7 protein-coding genes are annotated in these 8,244 nt (G+C 38.7%); 1 reads left to right on the forward strand and 6 read right to left on the reverse strand.

The window, feature by feature from the left end; genetic code table 11:
- Nucleotides 1-301: 301 nt before the first annotated feature.
- Genes FZC40_RS15575 through FZC40_RS15585 form a run of 3 tightly spaced genes read right to left on the reverse strand, consistent with a single transcriptional unit; the run spans nucleotide 302 to nucleotide 5,491 of the window.
- Entirely contained in the window at nucleotides 302-2,683 is a 2,382-nt protein-coding gene (locus FZC40_RS15575; protein WP_148606011.1) for an FAD-dependent oxidoreductase, read from the reverse strand.
- Between the two features lie 12 nt (nucleotides 2,684-2,695).
- Complete coding sequence (locus tag FZC40_RS15580; RefSeq protein WP_148606013.1) at nucleotides 2,696-4,969, reverse strand: xanthine dehydrogenase family protein molybdopterin-binding subunit; 2,274 nt, start codon at nucleotides 4,967-4,969, stop codon at nucleotides 2,696-2,698.
- 15 nt (nucleotides 4,970-4,984) lie between these two features.
- The gene (locus FZC40_RS15585) at nucleotides 4,985-5,491 is read right to left on the reverse strand and encodes a (2Fe-2S)-binding protein (RefSeq protein WP_148606015.1); all 507 of its coding nucleotides are present in this window, start codon (nucleotides 5,489-5,491) and stop codon (nucleotides 4,985-4,987) included.
- Between the two features lie 263 nt (nucleotides 5,492-5,754).
- Here FZC40_RS15585 and FZC40_RS15590 point away from each other — a divergent pair, with 263 nt between their 5' ends.
- A complete protein-coding gene (locus tag FZC40_RS15590) occupies nucleotides 5,755-6,945 on the forward strand; it encodes a PucR family transcriptional regulator (RefSeq protein ID WP_148606017.1) in 1,191 nt (396 codons plus the stop codon).
- A gap of 184 nt (nucleotides 6,946-7,129) precedes the next feature.
- On the opposite strand, the gene FZC40_RS17870 is transcribed toward FZC40_RS15590, so the two are convergent.
- The 3 genes from FZC40_RS17870 to FZC40_RS15605 form a co-directional block, all read right to left on the reverse strand.
- On the reverse strand, nucleotides 7,130-7,201 hold the full coding sequence (locus FZC40_RS17870) for a transposase domain-containing protein (RefSeq protein ID WP_148606025.1): 72 nt from the start codon (nucleotides 7,199-7,201) through the stop codon (nucleotides 7,130-7,132).
- A gap of 3 nt (nucleotides 7,202-7,204) precedes the next feature.
- On the reverse strand, nucleotides 7,205-7,681 hold the full coding sequence (locus FZC40_RS15600) for a hypothetical protein (RefSeq protein ID WP_148606019.1): 477 nt from the start codon (nucleotides 7,679-7,681) through the stop codon (nucleotides 7,205-7,207).
- Nucleotides 7,682-7,732: 51 nt separating this feature from the next.
- A partial coding sequence (locus FZC40_RS15605; protein ID WP_148606021.1) for a response regulator transcription factor occupies nucleotides 7,733-8,244 on the reverse strand: 512 nt, incomplete at its 5' end.

An 8,244-nucleotide genomic window follows, 5' to 3' on the forward strand; every position in this document is an offset into this window, starting at 1 on the left:
GTACTAGGGCTGGGAAAAAAATGCTTTAAGCCAAATAATGTAGGTTTCTATAAATACAGCCTCCAAATTAATAAGTGCATATCGTATCTGGAAACATCTCCCCTTTGAAATAACAAATTGTTGCAAATAGGGTGAATTTTCCTTCATGAAGTGGATGCTTACTATCAACATTTTTTTATTAATATTTTGTTGATATGTCGTTTCAGATAAAATGAAGATTTTACTCAATAGTATATGCGCTATATTATAAAACCTCCAAGTTTAATTTTTTCTAGATAATTTTGTTTAAAATACCTTTTATTTAGTTAATTTCTGAAAGTAACTGTTTAACTAATGAACGTGTCTCCGAAAGTTTATAGGTGTTCTTTTCAAGTGGCATTGCATGCTTCATAGCAACATCCACACACTGTTCAACCAACTCTGATGTCATTTCCTTACCTATCAATAATTCTTCAACTTCAGCCAATTTGTAAGGTACCGGTGCTACGCCACCCAACACGATTGATATATCATTTATTTTTCCGTCTGTTAACTTATATGCCGAAGCACAACTCACTAGAGCAAAATCGATAGATCTTCGAATTCGGAGTTTCTCATAATGTGTCTGAAATGAAGACATATCTGGAATAAATATTGCTTTAACAAGTTCGTCTAAATCCAACATATCAACAGAATTGAGTTTAATAGTAAAGAAATCTACTGCCTTAATTTTCTTCTTATTAGTAATAATGGTAGCATCCATCGCTATCAAAACCGGCGATATATCTGAAGCATTTACAGCATAACACCCGCAGTTCATACAACGACTGGCTTCTTTTAAGACTTCTTCCACAGACAGACTAAATGCGTCTTCTTTGTCAATGCTACGTTTATCGGCTGGAATTTCTTTTAATTTGGCAGCTGTTTTTACTTTTAACCCTTCCGGATCAAAGGTGATAAATCCTTCGTCTTCTGAGATCATGTTGTGAAAGATATGTGCTTCCACAACGCCAAGATATTTATTCATCCCATTGGCTGCTTTATGTCCGTTGGCAATCCCTTTAATAACAGTCGCTGGACCCGTTGTCGCATCCCCGCCAGCAAAAACACCTTCTCGTGAGGTCATTTGTGTTTCTTCGGAGACATCGATTAAACCGCGTTGATTTAACTGTACCTGATACTTTTCATCTAGGAAGGATAAATCAACCTGCTGACCCACTGCCATTAAAATGTTTTCAGCATTGACAATCTGGGTTTCACAATGGTCGTATTGAGGACTAAAGGCACCTTTTTCATCCCGGGTAGATGTACATCGTTTGAGTTCCATTCCTTTAAGAACACCATTTTCTTCAATGACTTTGCTCAAACCCCAGGAAGGCATAATAATGACGCCTTCTTCTCTGGCTCTTGCAATTTCTTCCCGACTGGCAGGCATATCACTTTCACATTCTAGGCATGCCATGGTGACTTTTTTAGCACCCAGTCGCTTAGCGGTGATGGCAACATCCATTGCGACGTTTCCACCGCCGGTTACCAGCACTTCCGAGCCAACCTTGCCCTTCATCCATTCATTAACCTGGATCAGGAAATCCAAACCAAACTCGGTAAGTTCTTCTCCGGCGATTCCAATAACCGGCCGTTTCCAGGCACCGGTTGCATAAAATACACTGTCATATTTTTCTTCTATTTTTGATGCTTGAATATCTTTACCAATGGTTGTATTGGTAATAATATTAATTCCCATTTTTTTCAGGCTGCTGACAAACTTCCTGACAATGTCTTTGGGTAGTCGATAAGCTGGAATGGCGTACATCAGCATGCCACCTGCTTCTTTTTTGGTATCGTAAATCGTGACGTCATTTCCAGCCCGACGCAGATAATAGGCTGCGGATAATCCGGAAGGACCGGCACCGATAATCGCTACGGATTTCCCGGTTGAAGTCGCTGGTGCTTTAAAATACAAATCACTGTTTTCCAGAATATAATCTCCAACATAACGTTCGACGTTTCCAATTGCAACATCTTCGTCCTGACAGCCTCTGTTACATCCGTCCTGACAGAAATGAGCACAAACACGGCTGGTAAGTGCCGGCATGGGATTGACTTCCATAATAATTTGGGCTGCTCCGGCTGTATTTCCTTTCCTGATTTGCTCCATATAAGCCGGAATATCCGTACCTGCAGGACATTCACCAGTACATGATGAACGATGTGTCTTCATCCCTCCGAAAATTGAATGATAACGGTTATCTCCTCGGATTGCATAACACTCAGATCCGCCCTTTCTCTGACACACCATTCTTCCCCCACTTGAATGAGGATAGCGATAATACCAACAACGTACATCCTGACAAATATTGCCACCAATGGTTCCCGCGTTACGCACAAGTGAAGATGCTACTGATTTCGCCGCTTCTCCAAGACCGATAGCTTTTTCCTTTATTATCTGTGATTCTGCAATATCAACTAGTTTAGTGAGTGCACCAATAGTAATTCCGTTTTCACCCACGGTTATTCCTTCTGAATCGGGAATATTTTTAATATTGATAACCGTATCAGGGTATTCTGGAAGTATCTCTTCCTTCAATATATTCATAAGGTCCGTACCACCAGCTATTAAGACTGTTTTTCCATTCTTTTTATGTGCTAATTCAAAACTAGCAGCATCAAATGAATCAACATTAATATGATTAAAATTTTTCATTAATTTTCCTCCTTATGCTTTTCCAAGTGCTTTGAGAATAGCCCTTGGATGTGCTGGGTATTCACAAAACTCTTTGCCAATTGCATTGGAAATTGCCATCATCATAGATGCAGGACCAGGCGCACCAGAAATTTCACCGAAACCAATTGCTTTAAAACGAGATATCTCAGGTTGCCCTTCTTCAATAACCATGTCAAAGGGTGGGAACTCATCAAAAGTACGCCATTTATAATCAATCAGGTTTCCGGTTAAAAGACGACCTGTATACTCATCTAAAACAGATTCTTCAAGAAGCCCAGAATCAGCAGCCGCTGCTCCAAAACCGCCATGTACCTGCATTTCCAATGTTGCAGGATCGATAATCTGACCAACATCTGATCCTACTAAAACACGTACCAACTTGGTAATTCCTGTTTCTAAATCAACCTCCACTTCAGAAAAGTAAATACCAAAGTTACTTTTGCTATAATCAGAATAATACGTTCCAACCCCTGTAATTGTTAACCCAAAGTGCTCGAATGCTGCTATCCAAGGCACTTTATTTTCTGGATTATCTCTATGGTAGATCATACCGTCAGTAGTTTCAAGTTCTTCAAATGGACAATGGAATATGTTTTTTGCAGCACCTTCCAAAAGCTGTTTTCTTGCGTCCTCAGCCGCTACAGTTACAGCATGACCAGTTGTCAAAGTACTACGTGAGCCTGCCGGGCCCAAATCCCATGGTGAATTTTCTGTACTCGGTTCTACAACAATTACGTGTTCAACCTCAATATCCAAGACCTCTGCCACATACTTTCTCAGATTACTACGCTGACCTGTTCCTGCTTCAGGTATGGAGTTATGCAAGTATACATATCCACTGGATTCCAGACGAACATACGCTTCACAATTGTCTTCACCTACATCTGCGTTTCCATGCATGGATACACCGACACCATATACTTTATTTCCCTCTACTCGTGTAGGTTTATTCCACCCCTTCCAACTCTCACTCCATCCGAATTTCTCAGCACTACTGCGCATACAGTGCTTATATTCTTGTTCGCGTGCGGTATACCATTGTGAATCACGCCAGTACCATCCATCACCAGTCTCAGAAAAATTATTGATACAAAATTCAACTGGATCAATGTTTGCCTTGGCAACTGCACGCATAACCAATGGCATAAGAGTACTCTTAACTTCCTGTCCACCGAATCCACGAACAGAACCAGTTTGAACATGATTAGTCACTACAACCTTAGCATCCATATCCCAGTTCTTGCATTTTCCAAGAGCCACTTGCATCTCTCCCATACCAACGGCAATCTGTACATGACCTAAATCGTTCAGTGCTCCAGCATCCAGGTACCATTTACCCTTTACTGCAGTGACGATGCCATCCTTTAAGCCTATCTTGCAGTCCATGTAACAGCCAATACGCATGTCATGAATAAGCAACTGTTCACTCTTCGTCAAATACATTTTTACTGGTCGGCCTGTAGCTACCGCTAAGGCAAGAGCATATGCTGAAGTAGTTTGCATAATTGACTTGTTCCCAAAACTTCCTCCAACATTGAATGTTTTAGTCTCAACTTTCATACCTGTACGCATATTCAGCGTCATGTTATAAACTTCAGGTGCTTGAGTGGTCGCATATGCTTTAACGATGCCCTTGTCCATCCACATTATGACCCCTGGAGGTTCAGTAGCCATTGGAGAAGCAAATTTTTTATATTCATACACACCTTCTTCAACATAATCTGCTTCTTCAAGTGCCTTGTCAACATCACCTCTCACCAGATGTGTCAGCATTTTTTCGCCGACCATTTCTATTTCAGGTACAATGTTTCCCGGAAGTTCAGGGTAAATCTGTACTGCATCTGGTTTTACCGCATCCTGTGTATAATATACAGGTTCTAATTGCTCATATTCAACTTCAATGAGATCACATGCCTCTAAGGCGATCTCAACAGAATCCGCAGCCACTAATGCCACAGCATCACCTACGTAATGAACAGTATCAGTTAATACGGGTATTAGGGGAGGGTTACCAAGTCTCCACTTTTGTACATCTTTCGGTAAATTTTTATGTGTGAGTACTGCGTGGATTCCTGGTAATACTTCCGCTTTTGAGATGTCAATGCGAGTGATTTTCGCATGGGGATAGGGACTTCTGAGTACTTTTGCCTGAAGCATCTCCTTCATCTTGAAGTCATCCAGAAAAATCGCTTTACCAGTCACAATCTCTCTGGCATCAATACGAGGTCGATTTACCCCTATATGTCGGTATGGTTTTTTTTCCATTTACTTTTCTCCTCTCTAAATTGAAATTTGTTTTGATACATGCATAACTGCATCAATAACATGATACTGACTGATACATCTACATTGGTTTCCTGACAAGGCATCCTTAACTTCTTCTTCAGTTGGATGAGGATTCTTAATTAATAATCCTTTTGCTGCCATGATGATACCCGGTGTACAGAATCCACATTGAAATGCATAATAATCGATGAATGCCTGCTGAAGAGGATCCAATTCTCCTGTAACAGGATCCTCTAATCCCTCAATGGTGATGATCTCTTTACCATTGCAATCTGATGTTAGCGTCATGCAGCTAGATACAGCTCTATTGTCCACCAAGACCGTACAGCAACCGCATGCCCCCTCACCACATGCTTCCTTTGAACCGGTAAGATCGAGCCGCTGACGTAATGTATCTGATAGTGTTTCGTTCCAAGGAACTATGCCAACTATTGAATCAGATCCACTCAAAAACTCATACTTCTTTCCATTGACAGTTAATGCAATAAATTTTGTTTCCATAAAAAAAATCTCCTCTCTATATTTTTAAGAACGCCATTCTATAAAAGATTAGCTTTTTAAATCATACAATATTTGATATTAATTTATCAATGTCTGCAAAAGTTTTTTTAAATCATAATTTTGTTTCTGCGCACAATAATAATCGTTTACATTTTTAAAATCCTAACTTTTATGTCTTGTACCACACTACCATTTGTGTAATAATCATATTAAAGTATAGACTATTTGTGTTTTAACACAAATAGCAGTAAAGGGAATAAACTATGAACACAGAAATCAACACTGTAAAAGCTAGGTATATGACGTTACTTTCTGAAGGCGCAAATCTGCACAATATTTGTAATCTGATTGCAGAATACGCAGAAAACCCAGTTGCCATTACTCTACCAACAAGAACAATAATCGCCAAATCTCATAATTACACAAAGGACCTTATCAACGAATATACAGAATCTGCTAAATATATGACTATCGATGAAGAGCAAGATATTGGTCACCGAATTGACTACCTTCTAACCACAGGGAAACCTTTTGCTATGGCATGGCCCTATCAACGATATAAACACATGTGCTGTGGTTGTCTTTATAATGGTACTCTGATTTGTGTCCTTGATATCCCCATTACTGGTGAAGTTCCAGGGACGATCATAACCGAAATTATAGAACTTTTAGCTAGCTTATCGAGCATTTCATTATCCCTTAATGGCTACCTTTTCAAAAATAAGCCACATCCTATGCAAAACTTTTTACTAGGTCTTTTAAATGGGGATATAAATCTAGATGAGTATCAGCGACGAAATATGAAAAATTTTATTTTTAATTTAGTCTCCGGTTATCGATTACTTTGGATTTCTCCCAACCAGAATAGCCATGAGATATATTTGAAGCAAAAGCTCACTCAATTTACTTCAAACCATAATAACTGGTGGTGTGTAAAATTTGAAGATGGATACGTTATATTGCTCGATGAAAAGGAGCTTTGTTCTCTCCAGAAACTGAAAAACATATTGGGAGATGAAGTGATAATTTGTGTCAGTGATATATTTACAGATCTCAAAAGGACTTCCTCACACTTTCGTGCGACTCGATTTGCAGTGCACTATGCTCGATCTGAAGGTATTCTAACTGATGTGATTTTTGCAGATGATTATAAGTTGCTTATAATCATTGCCTCTACTCACGCTACTGCCGACCCTGAATTGTTTACAAATATCATTCTAGAAAAAATACAAAAAAATGACAGAGAATTTTCTACATGCTATATGGATACTTTAAGAGCCTACTTCCGATGTAATCAGGATACAAAGCGAATATCTGAATTACTAGGTCTTCATAAGAATACTATTTCTTATCGACTCAAACGTATGAAGGAACTTTTTAATATTAATTTCTATGACTGTAAGCAAATGGCTAATCTGTATATGGCTATGTGGATTTACGATAATATAATATAGGTTCTTTTAGAAACTTTTCAATAGAAAAATCGTAAACATCCATTAAGACATGTACAAATAATAACTACGGCGGCCGGATGGCCGCCATTACTATTTATTATCAAATTTTACACAGCGTTTGAACTTGAGGATTCCATGGGGGTAACGAATCAAGCAATGCTTTGTTTTCGCGGAATGAAATTGATTAAATATTTTCAAGCAAATATTCGAGATATTTGTAGGGATTTAAGTGATTCGCCTTGGCGGTTTCAACAATTGATTAAACTGTTTTTTGCAAGTGAAAAATCCTTACTTTTAATATGGATAGATACACTATTCCCAAAATACCATAAAAGCCACTAACGATAATCAAAAATATAATACTAACTCCGATTAGCAAATTGGTTTTTATTGACGCCGCTTGGGAACTCTCATTCAAAAAAATAACTTTCCCGAAAATTTCATCCCGCCCAATAGCTGAAGTTGTCGTCAGATCCATCACAGTATTGCTATTTTTTATGGCTTCAAATAAACGGGCCTGATAATCTTTATCCGTGGTGAAAACAATATCATAGGCCATTTTCTCCTTTGTTCCTGACCTCGAACTGCTTGTGGGCTCATCTTGCAACTCTTTTTCAATGGTCTTGACAACTGCATTAAGCACCATGACATCGACGTTGTTCTCACTTGTTCCATTGATGTAGCTGACCGTAATACCATAACAGACAATCAGCGATACCGTAAAACCAATGATCATTTTTTTATTTTCATGCCTTATCCTCAATTATCAAAGTACTGTTTTTCAACTTCAAGCTTCTGGTGTTTCGAACATATAACCAGTGCCCAAGATAGTTTTAATATAAGTTGGTTGATTGGGATTGGTTTCTATTTTCTCCCGAATTTTGCGGATATGGACATTTAACGTTCTATCACTAAAAAATGAACCCCCCCATATATTGGCAAACAATTCGTCCTTTGAGATCACCCGGTTTCGATTTTTATAAAGATATTGCAGTAATTTAAATTCTTTCGTCTTAAAACCGGCATCTTTTTCGTTAACATAAACCTTCATGGCGTCGACATCGATTCGCAAATTGCCACAGCAATTCTCATTTTTTTTATTATTTAAAGTGGCTTTTTCTCGATTATCCACATCATTCACCATGGTATCATATCTTTTAAGGATCACCTTCACCTTGGCTAACAGTACACTGAGCGAATACGGTTTCTTGATGATGTAATCATCTCCCCCGATGTTGAGTGCAATCAGTACATCGTCATCGCTTTGCCGGGCACTGATAAACAAAATGGGCACGTTTG

It is taken from the genome of Acetobacterium tundrae (genome assembly GCF_008086615.1).
Taxonomy (GTDB): Bacteria; Bacillota; Clostridia; order Eubacteriales; family Eubacteriaceae; genus Acetobacterium; species Acetobacterium tundrae.

Bases quoted from the DNA above. Each gene is read 5' to 3' on its own strand.
- FZC40_RS15575 (WP_148606011.1), bottom strand. From the start codon at position 2,683: ATGAAAAATTTTAATCATATTAATGTTGATTCATTTGATGCTGCTAGT.
- FZC40_RS15580 (WP_148606013.1), bottom strand. From the start codon at position 4,969: ATGGAAAAAAAACCATACCGACATATAGGGGTAAATCGACCTCGTATT.
- FZC40_RS15585 (WP_148606015.1), bottom strand. From the start codon at position 5,491: ATGGAAACAAAATTTATTGCATTAACTGTCAATGGAAAGAAGTATGAG.
- FZC40_RS15590 (WP_148606017.1), top strand. From the start codon at position 5,755: ATGAACACAGAAATCAACACTGTAAAAGCTAGGTATATGACGTTACTT.
- FZC40_RS15600 (WP_148606019.1), bottom strand. From the start codon at position 7,681: ATGATCATTGGTTTTACGGTATCGCTGATTGTCTGTTATGGTATTACG.